The 20,126-nt window shown below is 40.8% G+C and carries 15 protein-coding genes; 8 read left to right on the top strand and 7 right to left on the bottom strand.

Annotated elements, in window-relative coordinates; translation table 11 throughout:
- The first annotated feature begins 79 nt into the window (after positions 1-79).
- Both aspS and M1R56_RS02405 read left to right on the top strand, forming a co-directional pair.
- Positions 80-1,843, top strand: coding sequence for an aspartate--tRNA ligase (gene aspS, locus M1R56_RS02410; protein WP_248034477.1), 1,764 nt, complete (start codon positions 80-82; stop codon positions 1,841-1,843).
- Positions 1,821-2,762 (top strand): YitT family protein, encoded by a 942-nt coding sequence (locus M1R56_RS02405; protein WP_075232323.1) that lies wholly within the window; start codon positions 1,821-1,823, stop codon positions 2,760-2,762. Before aspS ends, M1R56_RS02405 begins: the two co-directional genes overlap by 23 nt.
- 122 nt (positions 2,763-2,884) lie before the next feature.
- On the opposite strand, the gene M1R56_RS02400 is transcribed toward M1R56_RS02405, so the two are convergent.
- The 5 genes from M1R56_RS02400 to M1R56_RS02380 all read right to left on the bottom strand — a co-directional run bounded on the left by M1R56_RS02400 (position 2,885) and on the right by M1R56_RS02380 (position 8,490).
- Positions 2,885-3,871, bottom strand: a complete 987-nt coding sequence (locus M1R56_RS02400; protein WP_248034476.1) for a LacI family DNA-binding transcriptional regulator — start codon at positions 3,869-3,871, stop codon at positions 2,885-2,887.
- 9 nt (positions 3,872-3,880) lie between these two features.
- A complete protein-coding gene (locus tag M1R56_RS02395) occupies positions 3,881-4,681 on the bottom strand; it encodes a DUF1189 domain-containing protein (RefSeq protein WP_248034475.1) in 801 nt (266 codons plus the stop codon).
- Between the two features lie 310 nt (positions 4,682-4,991).
- Entirely contained in the window at positions 4,992-5,834 is an 843-nt protein-coding gene (locus M1R56_RS02390) for a sugar ABC transporter permease (RefSeq protein WP_045613887.1), read from the bottom strand.
- 1 nt (position 5,835) lies between these two features.
- Positions 5,836-7,125: a sugar ABC transporter permease gene (locus M1R56_RS02385; protein ID WP_282434658.1), complete on the bottom strand. Its 1,290-nt coding sequence runs from the start codon at positions 7,123-7,125 to the stop codon at positions 5,836-5,838.
- Between the two features lie 96 nt (positions 7,126-7,221).
- Positions 7,222-8,490: an extracellular solute-binding protein gene (locus M1R56_RS02380; RefSeq protein WP_075232327.1), complete on the bottom strand. Its 1,269-nt coding sequence runs from the start codon at positions 8,488-8,490 to the stop codon at positions 7,222-7,224.
- A 418-nt stretch (positions 8,491-8,908) separates the two neighbouring features.
- Here M1R56_RS02380 and malQ point away from each other — a divergent pair, with 418 nt between their 5' ends.
- The 3 genes from malQ (at position 8,909) to M1R56_RS10085 (ending at position 13,193) form a co-directional block, all read left to right on the top strand.
- Positions 8,909-10,426 (top strand): 4-alpha-glucanotransferase, encoded by a 1,518-nt coding sequence (malQ, locus tag M1R56_RS02375; protein ID WP_248034473.1) that lies wholly within the window; start codon positions 8,909-8,911, stop codon positions 10,424-10,426.
- 22 nt (positions 10,427-10,448) lie between these two features.
- Positions 10,449-12,707 carry a glycogen/starch/alpha-glucan family phosphorylase gene (gene glgP / locus M1R56_RS02370; RefSeq protein ID WP_248034472.1) on the top strand — a complete coding sequence of 753 codons (2,259 nt, stop codon included), beginning with the start codon at positions 10,449-10,451 and terminating at the stop codon, positions 12,705-12,707.
- Positions 12,708-12,986: 279 nt separating this feature from the next.
- On the top strand, positions 12,987-13,193 hold the full coding sequence (locus tag M1R56_RS10085; RefSeq protein ID WP_317627985.1) for a hypothetical protein: 207 nt from the start codon (positions 12,987-12,989) through the stop codon (positions 13,191-13,193).
- A gap of 108 nt (positions 13,194-13,301) precedes the next feature.
- Here the strand turns inward: M1R56_RS10085 and M1R56_RS02365 are convergent, their stop codons facing one another.
- Positions 13,302-14,150: a putative RNA methyltransferase gene (locus M1R56_RS02365; protein WP_248034471.1), complete on the bottom strand. Its 849-nt coding sequence runs from the start codon at positions 14,148-14,150 to the stop codon at positions 13,302-13,304.
- 151 nt (positions 14,151-14,301) lie between these two features.
- Between M1R56_RS02365 and M1R56_RS02360 the strand changes: the two genes are divergently transcribed.
- Both M1R56_RS02360 and M1R56_RS02355 read left to right on the top strand, forming a co-directional pair.
- Positions 14,302-14,580 carry a DUF6110 family protein gene (locus M1R56_RS02360; protein WP_000910909.1) on the top strand — a complete coding sequence of 93 codons (279 nt, stop codon included), beginning with the start codon at positions 14,302-14,304 and terminating at the stop codon, positions 14,578-14,580.
- 1 nt (position 14,581) lies between these two features.
- On the top strand, positions 14,582-16,645 hold the full coding sequence (locus M1R56_RS02355) for a heavy metal translocating P-type ATPase (protein WP_248034470.1): 2,064 nt from the start codon (positions 14,582-14,584) through the stop codon (positions 16,643-16,645).
- A 76-nt stretch (positions 16,646-16,721) separates the two neighbouring features.
- Here the strand turns inward: M1R56_RS02355 and tyrS are convergent, their stop codons facing one another.
- Positions 16,722-17,978, bottom strand: a complete 1,257-nt coding sequence (gene tyrS / locus M1R56_RS02350) for a tyrosine--tRNA ligase (protein WP_248034469.1) — start codon at positions 17,976-17,978, stop codon at positions 16,722-16,724.
- Between the two features lie 183 nt (positions 17,979-18,161).
- Between tyrS and mutL the strand changes: the two genes are divergently transcribed.
- Complete coding sequence (gene mutL / locus M1R56_RS02345) at positions 18,162-20,111, top strand: DNA mismatch repair endonuclease MutL (protein ID WP_248034468.1); 1,950 nt, start codon at positions 18,162-18,164, stop codon at positions 20,109-20,111.
- Positions 20,112-20,126: the final 15 nt, after the last annotated feature.

The raw sequence follows: 20,126 nt of genomic DNA, 5'->3' as shown, positions 1-20,126 counted from the left end.
CTCAACTTTTCTGATGATTTTCATGAAGAGCCTGCGCTTTTATGGTAAAATAGTAACAGAATAAAAGAGGAGAGAAACAATGAAACGTAGTATGTATGCTGGTCGTGTTCGTGAGGAGCACATCGGACAAGAAATTACCTTGAAAGGCTGGGTTGGCCGTCGTCGTGACCTTGGTGGTTTGATTTTTATCGATCTTCGTGACCGTGAAGGAATCATGCAGTTGGTTATCAACCCAGAAAAAGTATCTGCAGAGGTGATGGCAACAGCTGAAAGCCTTCGTAGTGAATTTGTCATCGAGGTGACTGGTCAGGTTGCTGCACGTGAGCAGGCCAATGACAAGTTGGCGACTGGAACGGTTGAGCTGAATGTAACAGCTCTTACAGTGCTTAACACAGCCAAAACAACACCATTTGAGATTAAGGATGGCATTGAGGCAAACGACGATACGCGTCTACGTTACCGCTACCTTGACCTTCGTCGTCCAGAAATGTTGGAAAATCTTAAACTGCGTGCTAAGGTGACACATTCTATCCGTAACTACTTGGATGAGTTGGAATTTATCGATGTGGAAACGCCATTCCTTTCTAAGTCAACACCAGAAGGGGCGCGTGACTATTTGGTGCCTTCTCGTGTCAATAAAGGGCATTTTTATGCCCTTCCTCAAAGTCCGCAGATTACCAAACAGTTGTTAATGAATGCGGGATTTGACCGTTACTACCAAATCGTCAAATGTTTCCGCGATGAAGATTTACGTGGAGACCGTCAACCTGAGTTTACACAGGTCGACTTGGAAACTTCATTCCTTACTGAGCAAGAAATCCAAGATATCACAGAAGGCTTGATTGCGCGCGTGATGAAGGAAACAAAAGGGATTGAAGTAACGCTGCCATTCCCTCGTATGAAATACGATGACGCTATGGCTCTTTATGGTTCTGACAAACCTGATACGCGTTTTGACATGTTGCTTCAGGACTTGACAGAAGTGGTCAAAGGTGTGGACTTTAAAGTCTTTTCAGAAGCACCTGCTGTAAAAGCCATTGTGGTCAAAGGAGCTGCGGACAACTATTCACGTAAAGATATTGACAAGATGACTGAAGTAGCTAAACAGTATGGTGCTAAAGGTCTTGCTTGGGTCAAGGTAGTTGATGGAGAATTAAATGGACCAGTTGCGAAATTCTTGACTGGCGTTCAGGCAGATTTGACAACAGCACTTGGTCTTGAAGATAAGGACTTGGTTCTCTTTGTAGCAGATACGCTTGAAGTAGCCAATGCAACACTTGGTGCCCTTCGTGGACGTATTGCTAAAGAACTTAGCTTGATTGATACTGACAAGTTCAACTTCCTTTGGGTTGTTGACTGGCCAATGTTTGAATGGTCAGAAGAAGAAGGCCGTTATATGAGTGCCCACCATCCATTTACCCTTCCTCAAGCAGAAACTGCTCATGAGCTTGAAGGTGATTTGGCTAAGGTTCGTGCCATTGCCTACGACATCGTCTTGAACGGTTATGAACTTGGTGGTGGTAGCCTTCGTATCAACCAAAAAGAACTCCAAGAACGTATGTTCAAGGCCCTTGGATTCTCAGCAGAAGAAGCAAATGACCAGTTTGGATTCCTTTTGGAAGCCATGGATTATGGATTCCCACCACACGGTGGCTTGGCTATTGGACTTGACCGCTTTGTAATGCTCTTAGCAGGCGAAGATAATATCCGTGAAGTCATTGCCTTTCCTAAGAATAACAAGGCTAGCGACCCAATGACGCAAGCACCATCAATAGTAGCTCTTAAACAACTAGAGGAACTTAATCTACAAGTAGAACAAGATGAAACAAACGAAACTAACTAAAAAGTGGTACCATTATCTTCGCCGCTTTGCTTATCGAGTAAAGATTTTGCGTGTTTTACAAAGTATTTCTCGAGAAAAATACGATGAAAAAATCTCAGCTTCTCTGGTATATGGTTTTCTATCAGCAGTAGCCGTAAATTTCTTTTTCCAACCAGGGCACGTTTATTCAAGTGGTGCGACAGGTTTGGCCCAGATTATTTCTGCCCTTAGTAACCACTGGTTTGGTTTTCATTTCCCGATTTCAGTAGCATTTTATGCCATCAATATTCCTCTCATGATTTTGGCTTGGTATCAAATTGGGCATAAGTTCACGATTTTTACCTTTATCACGGTATCCATGAGCTCGCTCTTTATCCAGTTTGTGCCTGTGGTGGTCTTAACAGAGGATCCCATCATCAATGCCCTTTTTGGGGGTGTTGTCATGGGACTGGGGATCGGCTTTGCTTTACGTCATAACATCTCCAGTGGTGGAACAGACATTGTCAGCTTAACCATTCGTAAGAAGACTGGTCGTAACGTCGGAAGTATCTCTTTCTTGGTCAATGGTACAATCATGTTGATTGCAGGAGTGACCTTTGGTTGGAAATATGCCCTTTATTCTATGATTACCATCTTTGTCTCAAGTCGTGTGACAGATGCAGTTTTCACCAAGCAAAAACGCATGCAGGCCATGATTGTTACTAGCAATCCAGATGCCGTCATTGAGAAGATCCATAATAAATTGCACCGTGGAGCAACCATGATACATGATGCTGAAGGAACTTATAATCACCAGCGTAAGGCTGTTTTGATTACGGTTATCACTCGTGCAGAGTTCAATGATTTTAAATTAATCATGAAGCAAGTTGATCCAACAGCCTTTGTTTCTGTTTCAGAAAATGTTCATATCCTAGGCCGATTTGTCGAGGTCGAAAACTAAAGATTTCAGGACATCTTCAAATTCCATTAGTGATACCTTGCTCTAGTTTACTAATAGTTATTTATAACAATGAATAGAACGAAAAACCCAACTCTTGAACACATTGTCAGAGTTGGGCTTTTTTATTTTTCAACGATTTTGTGGGCAATCAACTGGCGGTAACAAATTTGTTTGTTGTTTTTAGCATCATTGATGATCTGGAGAATAGTTTCAAAGGAGACACGACCAAGCTCCAAACTATTGATATCGACATAGGCCGCCAAGTTGAGCTTGGGATTGACTGAGTCGAAGCTGAGGACAGGGACATCCAGTTGGTGTTTTGCGATGTAATCACAGACCCCTGCAGCAAGGAGACTATCAATGGTAATAATAGCGTCAATATTTGGATTGTGTTTGAAGAGAAGTCTACTAAAGCGATAACCATTATCTTCAAGAAATTCAGTAGCAAAGTAAGTCAGATTAGTATCGAGAGGAAGTTGGTGTTGTTTTAGAGCTAGCTCGTAACCTGTCAGACGGTCTAGTGTTACGAAGAGTCGCTTAGTACCTCCGATAAAGGCAATTCGCTTGCATCCTTTTTTGATGAAATACTCTGTCGCATCAAAACCAGCTTGAATATTATCGTTGTCAACAAGCGGAATAAAAGGGGACAAGGATTTTCCAAGGATGAGGAAAGGAAATTGCTCTTCTGAAACTAATTTTACCAAGGGATCATTTTCTTGGGCATACAAGAAGATAAGACCGTCTACACGCTTTCCATAGACCATCTGTGAAATTGCATTTAAGCGTTCTTTTTCATCTTTTCCAGTTGCAATTTGGATGGCATAGTGATTTTCTGAAGCAACTTGTGCAATACCACGTAGAACAGAAGGAAAGAAAGGATTTTGATAGAAGGCATCGGAGTCGTCTGGAAGAACTAAACCAATGACCTGAGTATAACTACTAACCAAGCTTCGGGCATTGAGGTTAGGATGATAATTGAGCTCTTTCATTGTCTTTCGAACTCGTTTTTTAGTCTCATCGCTAATGGTTGATTTATTTTGAATAACACGGGTTACGGTTGAGGGTGAAACCCCTGCAGCCTTGGCCACGTCTTTAATCGTAACAGGCATAATAATCTCCTACTTATGGTAGTCTGGATCACGGAAATGCGTTTTGTAAAAGATAGTGACCAGGTATAGAACAAATAAAATGTTTTGAACAGTAATTAAAGTTGCCATATTTTGGCCTAGGAGACCGAGAATCATGGCAAGTAAGGTTGGTAATCCTAAACAGTTCAAAATGAAATGATAGCACTCTTTATAAGTTTTAAATGAAAAGAGACGTGATTTTTTCGTGAAGTAGAGCAAGAGGCTAGCACCTAAAGCAACAATAAAAAAATTAAGTCCAAAGAGGAAGCTAGAACCTAGCACAAGAAAGAGACTAATATAGACGCGATTCTGTTGATACCAGTCTTTAGAAATGGCTTGTGTTAAGCTTTCCTTGCTTTGGAAGCTCTCAGTCGTGATCGCATGATAGCGAATGCTAGTCAATTCTTTTCCTTGCTTACTGATGACGAGTTGCTCAGGTTCAAAGTTAAGAAGTAATTCCTCAGGAAAGTCTGAACTAGAAGCGTCTCCGATTTGAACAGAAGCTTGATGAGGGGTTGAACCCGTATAGCTCAACTTACCATCTACAATCTTAGCATTGGCAGCCAAATCCTGAACTACACTATCCGTCAAAGGAGTGTAGACATCATCGATGAAAGTTTCTAAAGGATAAGTTTCCTGAGAACTGTTTTGGATGGCAATAGGGACCATAGACAAGCTGATCAGGAAAATGCTGGTAAAAATCAGTTGAAACCAGTTGAGACCAAAACGTTGAGATAGGGGCTTACGGAATCCCCAGGTACTATTAAAATAAGAAAATGGATATGATAACATAAATCTCTTTCTATAGGCATTTTTCTATACGAGTATTATATAGAGAAATGTGTTTTATTTCAAGCAGGGGAGACGAATCCTTGTTGAAAGTAGATTATTAATAAAATTTATCAACTAACAATGAGGAGATTCTTAATAATCTCTTGTTTCTCATCAGACTATATCAGCATTAGTTTATACTCAATGAAAATCAAAGAGCAAACTAGAAAACTAGCCAAAGGCTGTACTTGAGTACGGCAAGGCGACGTTGACGCGGTTTGAATTTGATTTTAGAAGAGTATTAACAATGAAAAAGGGTGGCGGGGGTATATTACCCCTTGTCGCCACCGCTTGTAAGTCCTGAAACGAAGTTCTTTTGTAAGAAGAAGAAGAGTGTACAGATTGGAAGAGCGATGAGGATAGCACCTGCTGAGAAGTAGGCAATCTTCAAGTTCTTCGCATTGTTGACGAAGGTTTGGAGACCAACGGCAACTGTAAAGTATTCTTTCTCACGAAGCAAGAAACTAGAGAGGATGTAGTCTCCGAAAGGTCCCATGAAGGCCCAGAGTGCTTGTACCGCAACCATTGGGCGAACGAGAGGGAGAACGATTTGCCAGAAGCGGCGGAAGTGTCCTGCACCATCCAGTTTTGCAGATTCATCGAGAGACATTGGCACGGTGTCAAAGTAACCTTTCATCAACCAAGCATTCATAGGGATACCACCACCGACATATAGGAAGATGAGGAACCAGCTATGGTTAAGGGCATTCAACATAAGGGCCATAACGAAGAAGGCAGTCAAAGCGGCCATTGTTGGCACCATTTGGATAATCAAGAAGAAGACCAAACTTTGTTTACGAGCCAAGAAATTGTAACGGCTGTAGGCATAACCAGCAAGCACGATAATACTTGTCTGAACGACCATAGTGATCAAAGCGATGATCAAAGTATTAAGGTACCATGTCCCGTACAAGGTTTCTGTAAAGAGCCCTTTGAAGTTATCAAGACTAAAGTTGACATTGCTGTCGAGTTTAAAGGCCACAACGTTACCAGCCTTGAAGGCAGACATAATCGTGATTAAAAGAGGATAGATAATGACGATTGAAAGTCCGATCAAGTAGAGGTAAGTGAGGGTTTGAGTCAGTCTACGTTTTAGTTTGATTGAGTTATTCATCTTAGACGTCCTCCATATCAAATGCGTGTAGTTTCTTGAAGGCAATCATAGAAATAGAGATGACAATGATTGAAATAATCAAGGTAACGGCAGCAGCCATAGAGTATTGTGGAGCAGTACCTGTTGTCAAACGGTAAATCCATGAGATCAAGATATCGGTTGAACCAGCTCCACCACCGACACTACCAGGACCACCACCATTGAAGAGGTACATGATAGAGAAGTTGTTGAAGTTGAAGGTGTATTGGCTAATCAAAGTAGGTGCCGCAACAGCCAAGATCATTGGGAAAGTGATGTTGCGGAATTTTTGCCAAGCGTTTGCACCGTCGATATAAGCTGCTTCATACAAGTCGTTTGGAATAGACTGTAGGATACCGAGAGTAAGGACATAGATATAAGGGAATCCAAGCCAACCTTGCATCATAATCAAGGCAACCTTAGTCCAAGTAGGGTCTGTTTTCCAAGGGATGAGTGCCCCGTCGAGGAATGGAAGAACTTTAGCAAAAAGTGGCAAAACTTGAGTATTGATAGCACCAACACTATCGTTAAACATGTTTGAGAATGTCAAGATAGTGATGAAGGCTGGAACTGCCCAAGGCAGAAGGAAGATAACACCAAAGATACGTTTCCCTTTGATGAATGGTTGGTTAGCAATAATAGCTGTGAAGATACCGATTACAATCTGTAAAGTTGATGCAGACAAAGCCCAGATAATAGTCCAAGAAAGAACGGCGCCAAAGGCTGAACGGAAGGTACTCAAGCTCCAGATATTTGTGAAGTTGGTCAATCCAACCCAGTCCAAGAGTTTATTTGGTGGTAGATGTTGGAAATCATAGTTAGTAAAGGCAATCATCAAGGTTACAATAACTGGGAAGATGATGGCAAATGTCATGGCAACGTAAGATGGGATAATGAGCAAGTATGGGAATCCATTTTCATAGATACCTTTAATCATATCCTTAAGTGTCAATGGGACAGGAATGCCATTATTGATACGTTTTGCAATGGTATGAGCATCTTTAATATTGAGAATATAAAATGCTAGATAAACAATTACAAAAATAGAGTGAAATGCACCACGAATCAACATAAAGAGAGAGTTGTCACGGCCAGGTTTTTCACCGAGTGTGATCAAGTTGCTCAATTCAGGTGCTGCAAGTACTATAAAATAGAGGACAAAAGCTAATGTTACAGCAAGGAAGATAAAACCTTTGGCTTTTTGTTTGTTATAGATTTGCCCCAACCCAGGAATCAATGAAAGCAAGGCTGCTTTTCTTGGTTGTTGTTCCATGAGTGCTCCTTTCATAAGATGTGAACGTCAAGCTGAGTTCTGTTAATATCTAAAAATCAAGGGGGATAAGTTTTAAATCCCCCTTGAATCAATCAATTAGTTACCAAATTTTTGTTGGATTGTTTCTTTGATCAATGTTACAGCATCATTTGCAGCTGTTTTAGCATCTTTCTTACCGCTTACAGCGTCAAAGAGCATTGTTTTAGCTGGGTCCCAAACTGTTGACATTTGAGAGATGTTTGGCATTGGTTGAGCGTTCTTGAACTGTTTGATAACAGCAGTAGTCAACTCATCATTTTTACCTTCAGCGTAAGTACGAGCTTCAGTGTTAGCTGGGATTTCGTTTGTTGCATCGTAGAATGCTTTTTGTTGGTCAGTTGAAACAAGGAAGTCTACGAATTTTTGAGCTCCTTCAAGGTTCTTAGTGCTTGATGGGATGATCCAAGCTTTACCACCACCAAAGGCTGCGTAGTTTTTACCGTTTGGAAGAGTTGGGATAGTTGCAACACCGTAGTTTACTTTAGCATCTTTGAATGCTTGAGCTTTCCAAGGTCCATCAATGATAGCAGCTGTTTTACCTTCTTGGAATTGAGTTTGGATCAAGTTTCCAGCACCTTCAGTATCTTGCATACCTTTAGGCCATTTGTCATACCAAGTTTTAGCGTAGTTGATACCTGCAATAGCACCATCGTTAGCAAGACCAATATCTTTAGGGTCTTTACCGTTTTGTCCAAACACGTAGGCACCATTACCAGCAAGAAGTCCATATGCGTAGTAGAAGTTAGTCCAGTCAGCTAGGAAAGCAGTAGTTTTTCCGTCTTCACCAGCGAAGGCATATTTGCTATCTTTAGCAAGTTCTTCCAAGTCAGCAAATGTCTTAGGAGCTTCTTTCACTAAGTCTTTGTTATAGTACATAACAAGTGACTCGATAACGGCTGGAGCCCCATAAACTTTACCACCAACAGTTACAAGAGACTTAGTAGTATCGTCTGTTTTAGCACCGTCACTCAAAGTTACTTCTGAAAGTTGTCCGTCAGTACCAAGGCTACCTACGCGGTCGTATGGTGCCATCATGACGTCAGCAGCTTTACCTGATTGGTTATCAAGTGAAAGATTGTCAAGTCCACCTAATTGGTCCCCTGTTTTAATAGTAACTTTTACACCAGCTTCTTTTTCGTAAGCTTTGGCAGCTGATTCTGCAAAAGCTTTATATTGATCTTCAACGTAGAAAGTGATTTCTTTCGCTTCTGATGAACCAGAGTCAGCAGTTTTATCAGCAGTTTTGCTTCCACAAGCTACTAAAAGTAAGCTAGCAAGAGTAGCAGTACCAAGTACAGCTGCGCTCTTCATGAATTTAGTTGACATAGTGTATTCCTCCTAAAGAATAACAAATTTTGATTTCAAGGAAACGCAAACGTTTTCTCTTATGAACTTAGTATAGCACAAACAGAAAACGGTTGCAAGCGTTTTTTGAAAAAAATTTAAAAAGCTTGTAACTGGTTAATCTCTAAAATTGGTTATATAATAGGAAGGAAAGGATGAAATCATATAAATTTCAATTCAAGAATAATTTAAGGGAAACGTTTGCATAGTTTGTAGATGTTTTTGTAGAGGTGAAAAAATAAGAATATAGTTTTTTAAAAAAGCTATAAAGTAAATAAATTGAAAAGTTTTTTGTTGAAACGCTTGCATTTCTTTTTGAAATGGGTTATACTTTACTTGGCGCAAACGTTTGCGCCAAGTAAAAATGAAATATTTAACTACAAACACTTGAGGTGCTATTATGAAAAAACGTCAAAGTGGTGTGTTGATGCACATCTCATCACTTCCAGGGGCTTACGGAATCGGATCATTTGGTCAAAGCGCCTATGATTTCGTTGACTTCTTGGTTCGTACTAAACAACGTTACTGGCAAATCCTTCCATTAGGAACAACAAGCTACGGAGATTCTCCTTATCAATCTTTCTCAGCCTTTGCTGGAAATACTCATTTTATCGATCTTGATGTTTTGGTAGAGCAAGGCTTGTTAGAAGCAAGTGATCTTGAGGGAGTAGACTTCGGTAGCAACCCAACTGAAGTTGATTATGCTAAGATTTATTACGCACGTCGTCCGCTTCTAGAAAAAGCAGTTAAACGTTTCCTTGAAGTTGGAGATGTCAAAGATTTTGAAAAATTTGCTCAAGAGAACCAATCATGGCTTGAACTCTTTGCTGAGTATATGGCGATCAAAGAGCATTTTGACAACCTTGCTTGGACTGAATGGCCAGATGCTGATGCTCGTGCTCGCAAAGTTTCAACTCTTGAAAGCTACCGTGAACAATTGGCAGACAAACTTGTTTTCCACCGAGTAACCCAATATCTCTTCTTCCAACAATGGTTGAAATTGAAAGCATACGCTAACGAAAACCACATCGAGATTGTAGGGGATATGCCAATCTATGTTGCTGAAGATTCAAGCGATATGTGGGCAAATCCACACCTCTTTAAAACTGATGAAAACGGAAAAGCAACTTGCATTGCAGGATGCCCACCAGATGAGTTTTCTGAGACAGGTCAGCTTTGGGGGAATCCAATCTATGACTGGGAAGCAATGGATCGCGATGGTTATAAATGGTGGATTGAACGCTTGCGTGAAAGCTTTAAGATTTACGACATCGTGCGTATCGACCACTTCCGTGGATTTGAGTCTTACTGGGAAATTCCTGCGGGTTCTGAAACAGCGGCACCTGGTAAATGGGTGAAAGGACCTGATTACAAACTCTTTGCAGCTGTTAAAGAAGAACTTGGTGACTTGAACATCATCGCAGAAGACCTTGGATTCATGACTGATGAAGTCATCGAGCTTCGTGAGCGCACTGGATTCCCAGGAATGAAAGTCCTTCAATTTGCTTTCAATCCAGAACACGAAAGTATCGACAGCCCACACTTGGCACCAGCAAACTCAGTTATGTATACAGGAACACACGATAACAACACTGTTCTTGGTTGGTACCGTGATGAGATTGATGATCCAACTCGTGAGTATATGGCTCGCTACACAAACCGTAAAGAGTACGAAACAGTGGTGCATGCTATGCTTCGTACAGCTTTCGCATCAGTAAGTTTCATGACGATTGCCACTATGCAAGATTTGCTAGAGTTGGATGGTTCAGCTCGTATGAACTTCCCATCTACTCTTGGTGGAAACTGGTCATGGCGTATGACAGAGGAACAATTGACTCCTGCTGTCGAAGAAACTTTGCTTGACTTGACTACAATTTATCGCCGTATCAATGAAAATTTGGTAGAATTAAAGAAATAAGACATTATCAGGAGACACAAAAATGTTACCATTAAAAGAATTTGTACAAAATCGTTACAATAAATCTATCGCAGAATGCAGCAACGAAGAGCTTTATCTTGCTCTTCTTAACTACAGCAAACTTGCTAGTAGCCAAAAACCAGTCAACACTGGTAAGAAAAAAGTTTACTACATCTCAGCTGAGTTCTTGATTGGTAAACTCTTGTCTAACAACTTGATTAACCTTGGTCTTTATGACGAAGTTAAAAAAGAACTTGCTGACGCAGGTAAAGAGTTGATCGAAATCGAAGAAGTAGAATTGGAACCATCACTTGGTAATGGTGGTTTGGGACGTTTGGCAGCCTGCTTTATCGACTCAATCGCTACACTTGGTTTGAATGGTGACGGTGTTGGTCTTAACTACCACTACGGTCTTTTCCAACAAGTGCTTAAAAACAACCAACAAGAAACAATTCCTAACGCTTGGTTGACTGACCAAAACTGGTTGGTTCGCTCAAGCCGTAGCTACCAAGTGCCATTTGCACACTTTACATTGACATCTACTCTTTACGATATCGATGTACCTGGTTACAAAACTGCTACTAAAAACCGTTTGCGTTTGTTTGACTTGGATTCAGTTGATTCTTCAATCATCCAAGATGGTATCGACTTTGACAAGACAGATATCGCTCACAACTTGACTCTTTTCCTTTACCCAGACGATAGCGACAAACAAGGTGAATTGCTCCGTATCTTCCAACAATACTTCATGGTTTCAAACGGTGCACAATTGATCATCGATGAAGCAATCGAAAAAGGAAGCAACTTGCATGACCTTGCTGACTACGCAGTTGTACAAATCAACGATACTCACCCATCAATGGTGATTCCTGAATTGATCCGTCTTTTGACTGAACGTGGTATCGAACTTGATGAAGCAATTTCTATCGTTCGTAGCATGACTGCTTACACAAACCACACAATCCTTGCTGAAGCCCTTGAAAAATGGCCTCTTGAATTCTTGGAAGAAGTGGTTCCTCACTTGGTACCAATCATCAAAGAATTGGACCGTCGAGTTAAAGCAGAATACAAAGACCCAGCTGTTCAAATTATCGATGAGAGCGGACGTGTTCACATGGCTCACATGGATATCCACTACGGATACAGTGTTAACGGGGTAGCGGCACTTCATACTGAAATCTTGAAAAATTCTGAGTTGAAAGCCTTCTATGACCTTTACCCAGAAAAATTCAACAACAAAACAAACGGTATTACTTTCCGTCGTTGGCTCATGCATGCTAACCCAAGATTGTCTCACTACTTGGATGAGATTCTTGGAGATGGTTGGCACCATGAAGCAGATGAGCTTGAAAAACTCTTGTCTTATGAAGATAAAGCAGCTGTCAAAGAAAAATTGGAAAGCATCAAATCTCACAACAAACGTAAATTGGCTCGTCACTTGAAAGAACACCAAGGTGTAGAAATCAATCCAAACTCTATCTTTGATATCCAAATCAAACGTCTTCACGAGTACAAACGCCAACAAATGAACGCTTTGTACGTGATTCACAAATACCTTGATATCAAAGCTGGTAATATCCCTGCTCGTCCAATCACAGTCTTCTTTGGTGGTAAAGCAGCTCCAGCCTATACAATCGCTCAAGATATCATCCACTTGATCCTTTGCATGTCAGAAGTGATTGCTAACGATCCAGCAGTAGCTCCACACTTGCAAGTAGTTATGGTTGAAAACTACAACGTTACTGCAGCAAGCTTCCTTATCCCAGCATGTGATATCTCAGAACAAATTTCACTTGCTTCTAAAGAAGCTTCAGGTACTGGTAACATGAAATTCATGTTGAACGGAGCTTTGACTCTTGGTACTATGGACGGTGCTAACGTGGAAATCGCTGAGTTGGTTGGAGACGAAAACATCTACATCTTTGGTGAAGATTCAGAAACTGTTATCGATCTTTACGCAAAATCAGCTTACAAATCAAGCGAATTCTATGCTCGTGAAACTATCAAACCATTGGTTGACTTTATCGTGAGCGACGCTGTTCTTGCAGTTGGTAAGATTGAACGCTTGGAACGTCTTTATAACGAATTAATTAACAAAGACTGGTTCATGACTCTTCTTGATTTGGAAGACTACATCAAAGTGAAAGAGCAAATGCTTGCTGACTACGAAAACCGTGACGCATGGTTGGATAAAGTGATCGTCAACATTGCCAAAGCAGGATTCTTCTCATCTGACCGTACAATCGCTCAGTACAACGAAGATATCTGGCACTTGAACTAAGATATACAATTTAATAGTTATTACACTATCTAGCAAAAAAGCGAGTTTCAAATGAAATTCGCTTTTTTTGAATGTTATGGACTTGAGGTTGACTGGTCTCAAAAGAAAAAATAATTTGTTAATAATTTTTAGTCTTAAAAATTAGACCTAGAGAACACTAAGAAGGCTGGTTTTACTACCTTTAAACCTGAGGTTCTTCTTAGATGCTACCTCAAATTTCTTGTATTCGTTTACATACAGTATTATAATAGTATTGTAATAAAGAAAGAGGGTGTTTTTATGTGGAAAAAATATTTTTCAAAATATAAATGGACTGATTTATTTTGGATTCTTCTTGTAATTTGGTCATGCCTTTATACGGGTAATAGTTCTTCGTTTCCACTGACTCATCAAGAAATCTCTTTTCATGGATGTTGTTATGGGGCATCACTTGCCTTATATCACTTGCTATTTATTGATAAATTTGTCATTTCAAATCGAAAATAAATGGAGAGGTCAAAATTTTTTATACTTTTCGGAAAGACAGTGAAAAATCGCGATTTAAACCCGCATCTCAAGAAGAGGTGCGGGTTTTGTATTATTTCAAAAATTTATTTACAGTGCTTTCCCAACTAGAATCTCTGCTTCGATAGTAATCTCTGTCAGTTGGCTCCAATCAATCTTGCTTTGGTTAACGTGAAAGAGTAGGGGTGTCATGCTGAGTAAGGCTTGCCTTTGCTCTGCTGTGATAGACTTGGTCAGAGAAGCTATCTGACTAGATTGGATGCTGAAGTGTTCTTGGAAGTGTTTTTTGATATCTTGGTTTGAATAATCCTTCTTTGTCAGCTGGTCCTGTACCATTTGACGGATTTCCTTGAGGTGGTTTTCAGTAGGAATGACCTTGATTAAGATGCCGTCCTTTGATAAGACTCGTCGGAATTCTCCGTAGTTGGCAGGTGAGAAGATATCAAGTAGGATATCCATGCTGGCGTCTTTTATAGGAAGGCGAGCCAGGTCACCAACAAACCAGTTGACTGCCCAGTTGGTTTCACTTTTAGCAGCGATTTGGACCGAATCTTTTGAAATATCAAAGGCGTAGAAGGTCTTGTCGGGGTGCAGTTCTTGGAGTTTGCGAGAGTAGAAACCTTCGCCACAGCCGATATCCAAGACTGTTTGACTCGTTTCTAAGCTAGAAATCATGGTTGATAAGGCATCTAGAATAGCCTGATAAAATCCAGCTTCTAGGATTTGCTGGCGGTTTTGAAAGTTTTCCTTGTCGTAGTTGGCGGATTGCTTGATTTGAGGGGCTAGATTGACATATCCGAATTTTGCTAGGTCAAAAGAATGGCGGTTGCTACACTTGAGACTAGACTCTACCAAGATCAGGTTTTCATGGCAGACGGGACAGGCAAAAGCGCTAGCAGAAGCAAAACGCTGGAGTTTAGGTTTGAGGTTTGTATTCATAGTTTAAGTGTATCAAAAGAGGCAAATGAAAGCAACTTTAGGAATAAGTAGATGGGAGATTCAGTAGAAATAAAACTAGTTCTCCAATTTATGGAATGAAATTGCTTTTATATCTAAATTGCTATATAATAATGATAAGGAGGAAATAAGTATGTTAAAAGAAGTACTAACCGTTGCAAAAGTTGCGAAAAAATCATCACTCTTTTTGGGTGGTGTTGCATTTGGTACCCTTGGCTTGAAAATCTTAGCAAGTAAGGAAGCTAAAAAAGGTTATTCTAAAGCTTTGGCTAAGGCTTACAAATTGAAGGACGAGCTAGATGCGTCTGTTTCTGTTGTGAAGCAACATGGAGACGATGTCTTGCAAGATGCCAAATATTTGTACGAGCAAGAGAAAAAAGAAGAGCAATTAGATAGCCTTATAGGAGAATAATATGTCTTTTAAAGTGCTACATAGAGGATACCAACATATCCGACTATCATCTTCTTTTTCACTCACCTTGGATATTCAAGACTATCTTCGTTCCTTGGCGAGAGATGAAAAGGGGATTGAGTCTATCCAGTTTTACATGGATCAACAGCACTTTACTCTACGCATAAAAGAAGGCTTTTCTGTATTAGATAATGCAGAAGCCTTTTTAAAAAGAATTGATAAAGGGAAAGTTTCTGAGTTGATGACTCTTCCCATTCGTAGAGAAGAGAGTGCTTATTCTATTGTTTCAGGTGCAGCGATTAAGCGTGTGCTTTTTCGTAGTTTTGTGCCGTATCCTATTCGCTATATATGGACTTGTTATCAGGCTTTGGGTTATATCAGAGAAGCCTATCAAACACTAGCGCGTAAGGAACTAACGATGGAGGTCTTGGACTGTTCGGCGATTTTATTGTCCTTGTTTATGAACCAATCCAAGACAGCTAGCAATATCATGTTTATGCTTGATTTGGGGAATCATTTAGATCAGTGGTCTTTGAAAAAAACTGCAACAGATTTAGAACAAAGTCTTCTTGCAAAAGAGAGCGATGTATTTCTAGTACAGGGAGATACGGTTGTTAGTATCAAGAGTTCCGATGTTCAAATAGGAGATGTCTTGATCTTATCTCAAGGAAATGAAATTCTGTTTGATGGACAAGTAGTTTCAGGTTTAGGTATGGTCAACGAAAGCTCCTTGACGGGAGAGAGTTTTCCAGTTGAAAAAAGAGAGTCTGATTTGGTTTGTGCAAATACAGTATTAGAAACTGGAGAGTTACGCATTCGTGTAACCGATAATCAGATGAACAGCCGTATTTTACAACTGATTGAGTTGATGAAGAAATCTGAAGAAAACAAGAAAACGAAACAACGCTATTTCATCAAAATGGCGGACAAGGTCGTCAAATATAATTTCTTGGGTGCTGGTCTGACTTACCTATTAACAGGTTCTTTTTCTAAGGCTATTTCTTTCCTATTGGTCGATTTCTCCTGCGCTTTGAAAATCTCTACTCCTGTAGCTTATTTGACAGCTATCAAGGAGGGGTTGAACCGTGAAATGGTGATTAAGGATGGGGATGTTCTGGAGAAATATCTGGAAGTCGATACCTTCTTATTTGATAAGACTGGGACAATCACAACTAGCTATCCTATAGTTGAAAAGGTGTTACCTTTTGGAGACTATAGTGAGGAAGAAATCTTAAGAATAAGTGCCTGTCTTGAGGAACACATCTATCATCCTATCGCTAATGCCATTGTCAAGCAAGCTGAGATAGAGGGAATTGAACATGAGGAAATGCATGGGAAACTCCAATATATCGCAAGCAAGGGAATCAAGTCTCACATCGATGGCCAACCAGTTCTTATTGGAAATTATGTCTTGATGCAGGATGAGCAGATTCATATCAGTTCAGAACAAAATGCTTTAATTGAAGAGTACAAGAGTCACTACAATCTCTTATTCTTGGCTTATCAGAATGAATTGATTGGAATGTTCTGCATTCATACTCCTTTGAGAAAAGAAGCAAAAGTAGCCTTGGAGAAACTTAAGGCTCAAGGGAAAAAATTGATTCTAGCAACAGGGGACACCTTGGTTAGGACAGAGGAATTAGTCAAAGATTTGCCTTTTGATCAGGTTTATACAGACTTGAAACCTGATGGAAAATTTAAGTTAGTAGAGGAACTGCAGAAAGCAGGTCACACTATTTTGATGGTTGGGGATGGGTTGAATGACTCAGCGGCTCTAACTCTATCAGATATCGGTGTGGTGATGAATGAGAGTGCAGATATTTCTAAGCAGATGAGTGATATCTTATTGTTAGATAATTGCTTGGATTTCTTCCAAGAGTTGGATTCGCTATCATCATCTTTGCAAACACTTATTAAGAAGAATATTCAAGATACCGTTGTCGTAAATAGTAGTTTGATTGGCTTTGGCTTGTTTAATTGGCTCAGTCCTTCAAATCTCTCTATCTTACATAATCTAACAACCTTACGCATTGTACTGCGTAGCTTGTCTATTAAGGCTAGATAGGTGTGGTTATCAACAACAAAAAGGAGTTACCTTTCTCGAGGTTAACTCCTTTATTTATAGGTAAATGTTGAACAGCTTAGTAAGTCAATACAAAGTATTTTTTCTTCCCACGACGGATAACAGTCAGTTCGTTCTCTAACTTATCAGTATCACTCAAGACATAGTCAAGGTCTTGGATGCGGTCGCCGTTGACGTAGATAGCTCCGTTTTGGACGTCTTCACGTGCTTGGCGTTTTGAGTTAACCACACCAGATGAGACGAGAAGTTCCACGATATTGTGGTTTTCGTCTGCTTGAACTTGGTAGTTTGGCACTCCTCGAAGTCCTTGTTTGAGCTCTTTGACAGAAAGGTTTTTGATATTTCCTGCAAAGAGTTGCTCAGTGATGTTGAGGGCTTCTTTGTAAGCTTCTTCGCCGTGAACAAGTGTAACAACTTCACGAGCCAAGACTTTTTGCGCCAAGCGTTCGTGTGGAGCTGCTTCAAATTGTTTGCGGATGTCTTCAATCTCATCCAGTGACAAGAAGGTAAAAATCTTCAAGAAGCGAACAGCATCAGCGTCCATAACATTCATCCAGAATTGGTACATTTCGTATGGAGAAGTCTTTTCAGGGTTGAGCCAAACTGCGTTTCCTTCTGATTTACCAAATTTCTTACCAGTTGCATCTGTAATCAGTGGAACAGTGATAACGTGACCAGTCTTGTCGGCTTTACGACGAAGCAATTCGGTACCAGCAGTCATATTTCCCCATTGGTCAGAACCACCGATTTGGAGGGTTACATTGTGCTCTTGGTTAAGGACATAGAAGTCGTAACCTTGCATGATTTGGTAGGCAAACTCAGTGTAAGAAATCCCTGTTTCAATCCGTTTTTTCACGGACTCCTTGCTCATCATGTAGTTGACAGTGAAGTATTTTCCGATATCACGGAGGAAGTCAATGAAGCTGATGCTGCCAAACCAGTCGTAGTTGTTGACCATGACAGCTTTATTTTCACCATTTTCAAAGTCAAGAAAGCGAGAAAGTTGTCCTTGGATAGACTTGACCCAGCCATCTACTGTGTCTTTTGTTTGGAGACTACGCTCAGCATCTTTGAAGGACGGATCTCCGATGAGACCAGTAGCACCGCCAACGAGCGCATAAGGTTTGTGACCTGCTAACTGCAAACGACGACTTGTCAAGATTGCGACAAGGTGGCCTAGGTGAAGGCTGTCAGCAGTTGGATCGTAGCCAGTATAATAAGAAACTTGACCTTCTTCTAGGGCTTTACGCAAAGCTTCTTCATCAGTCGTTTGAAAAATCAAACCACGCTCTTTTAGCTCATCAAAAATGTGCATGTGTCTTTTCTCCTTTATAAAATATTGTTTCTACCTATTGTACCACAAACTTAGCAAATAACCTAGTAAAATCGGGAAGAAAGTTGCTACTCGGACTTTTTTGGAAACGAGTGAAATATGGTATAATAGCACTAGCTTATTTTCAGAGAAATAGATAAAAACAGTTGAGAAAGGGGCTGAAAGATGTCTCATATTATTGAATTGCCAGAAGTCTTGGCCAACCAGATCGCAGCAGGAGAAGTTATCGAGCGTCCTGCTAGCGTTGTCAAAGAATTAGTTGAAAACGCCATTGATGCTGGCTCAAGCCAGATTATCGTTGAGATTGAAGAAGCTGGTCTTAAGAAAATCCAAATAACAGATAATGGTCACGGAATTGCCCACGATGAAGTCGAGTTGGCTCTCCGTCGTCATGCGACCAGTAAGATTAAGAATCAAGCGGATCTTTTTCGGATTCGGACCCTCGGTTTCCGTGGTGAAGCCCTGCCCTCTATCGCATCTGTCAGTGTCTTAACCTTGTTGACTGCGGTGGATGGAGCAAGTCACGGGACCAAGTTAGTGGCTCGTGGGGGAGAAGTTGAAGAGATTAGCCCAGCGACTAGTCCTATTGGGACTAAGGTTTGTGTGGAAGACCTCTTTTTCAATACACCGGCTCGTCTTAAGTATATGAAGAGCCAGCAGGCAGAGTTGTCTCATATCATTGACATTGTCAATCGTCTGGGGCTAGCCCATCCGGAGATTTCTTTTAGCCTGATTAGTGATGGCAAGGAAATGACACGAACAGCTGGTACGGGTCAACTGCGTCAAGCCATTGCTGGAATTTATGGTTTAGCCAGTGCTAAAAAAATGGTTGAGATTGAGAATGCTGACCTAGACTTTGAAATTTCAGGTTTTGTGTCCTTGCCTGAATTGACACGGGCTAATCGTAACTACATCAGTCTCTTTATCAATGGCCGTTATATCAAAAACTTCCTACTCAATCGAGCTATTTTAGATGGCTATGGTAGCAAGCTCATGGTGGGGCGTTTTCCGCTAGCTGTTATTCACATCCATATCGATCCTTATCTAGCAGATGTCAATGTGCATCCAACCAAGCAAGAGGTACGGATTTCCAAGGAAAGAGAACTAATGGCGCTGGTTTCAGAAGCTATTGCAAAGAGTCTCAAGGAACAGACCTTGATTCCAGATGCCTTGGAAAATCTGGCAAAATCTACTGTTCGCAATCGTGAAAAGGTAGAGCAAACCATTCTCCCACTTAAAGAAAATAATCTCTACTACGAGCAAACGGAGCTGACAAGACCGCCTCAAGCTGAGGTGGCAGACCATCAGGTGAATCTGACGGAAGAAAGACAGGATTTGACCTTGTTTGCCAAGGAAACCTTGGACCAGCTGACCAAGCCTGCTAAACTGCATTTTGCAGAGAGAAAGCCTATCAGCTACGACCAACTGGATCATCCTGAGTTAGATATGGCTAGTTTGGATAAGGCTTATGACAAGCTAGAGCGAGAAGAAACGTCAAGCTTCCCAGAGTTGGAATTTTTTGGGCAAATGCACGGGACCTATCTCTTTGCCCAAGGTAGAGATGGGCTTTACATCATAGACCAACACGCAGCTCAGGAGCGGGTTAAGTATGAGGAGTATCGCGAAAGTATTGGCAATGTTGACCAGAGCCAGCAGCAACTCCTAGTGCCCTATATCTTTGAATTTCCTGCGGATGATGCCCTTCGTCTCAAGGAAAGAATGCCTCTCTTGGAGGACGTTGGCGTCTTTCTAGCAGAGTACGGGGAGAACCAATTTATCCTAAGGGAACATCCTATTTGGATGGCAGAGGAGGAAATCGAGTCTGGTATCTATGAGATGTGTGATATGCTCCTCTTGACCAAGGAAGTTTCTATCAAGAAATACCGAGCAGAGCTGGCCATTATGATGTCCTGCAAACGCTCAATCAAAGCCAACCATCGTATCGATGACCACTCAGCTAGACAACTCCTCTATCAGCTCTCTCAATGTGACAACCCCTACAACTGTCCACACGGACGTCCTGTTTTGGTGCATTTTACCAAGTCAGACATGGAAAAGATGTTCCGTCGCATTCAAGAAAATCATACTAGCCTACGAGAACTAGGAAAATACTAAATTTAAGGGAAAACT

The sequence above is a fragment of the Streptococcus sp. oral taxon 431 genome (assembly GCF_023115445.1).
Taxonomy (GTDB): Bacteria; Bacillota; Bacilli; order Lactobacillales; family Streptococcaceae; genus Streptococcus.
This window is presented reverse-complemented; position numbering and strand designations above follow the sequence as displayed.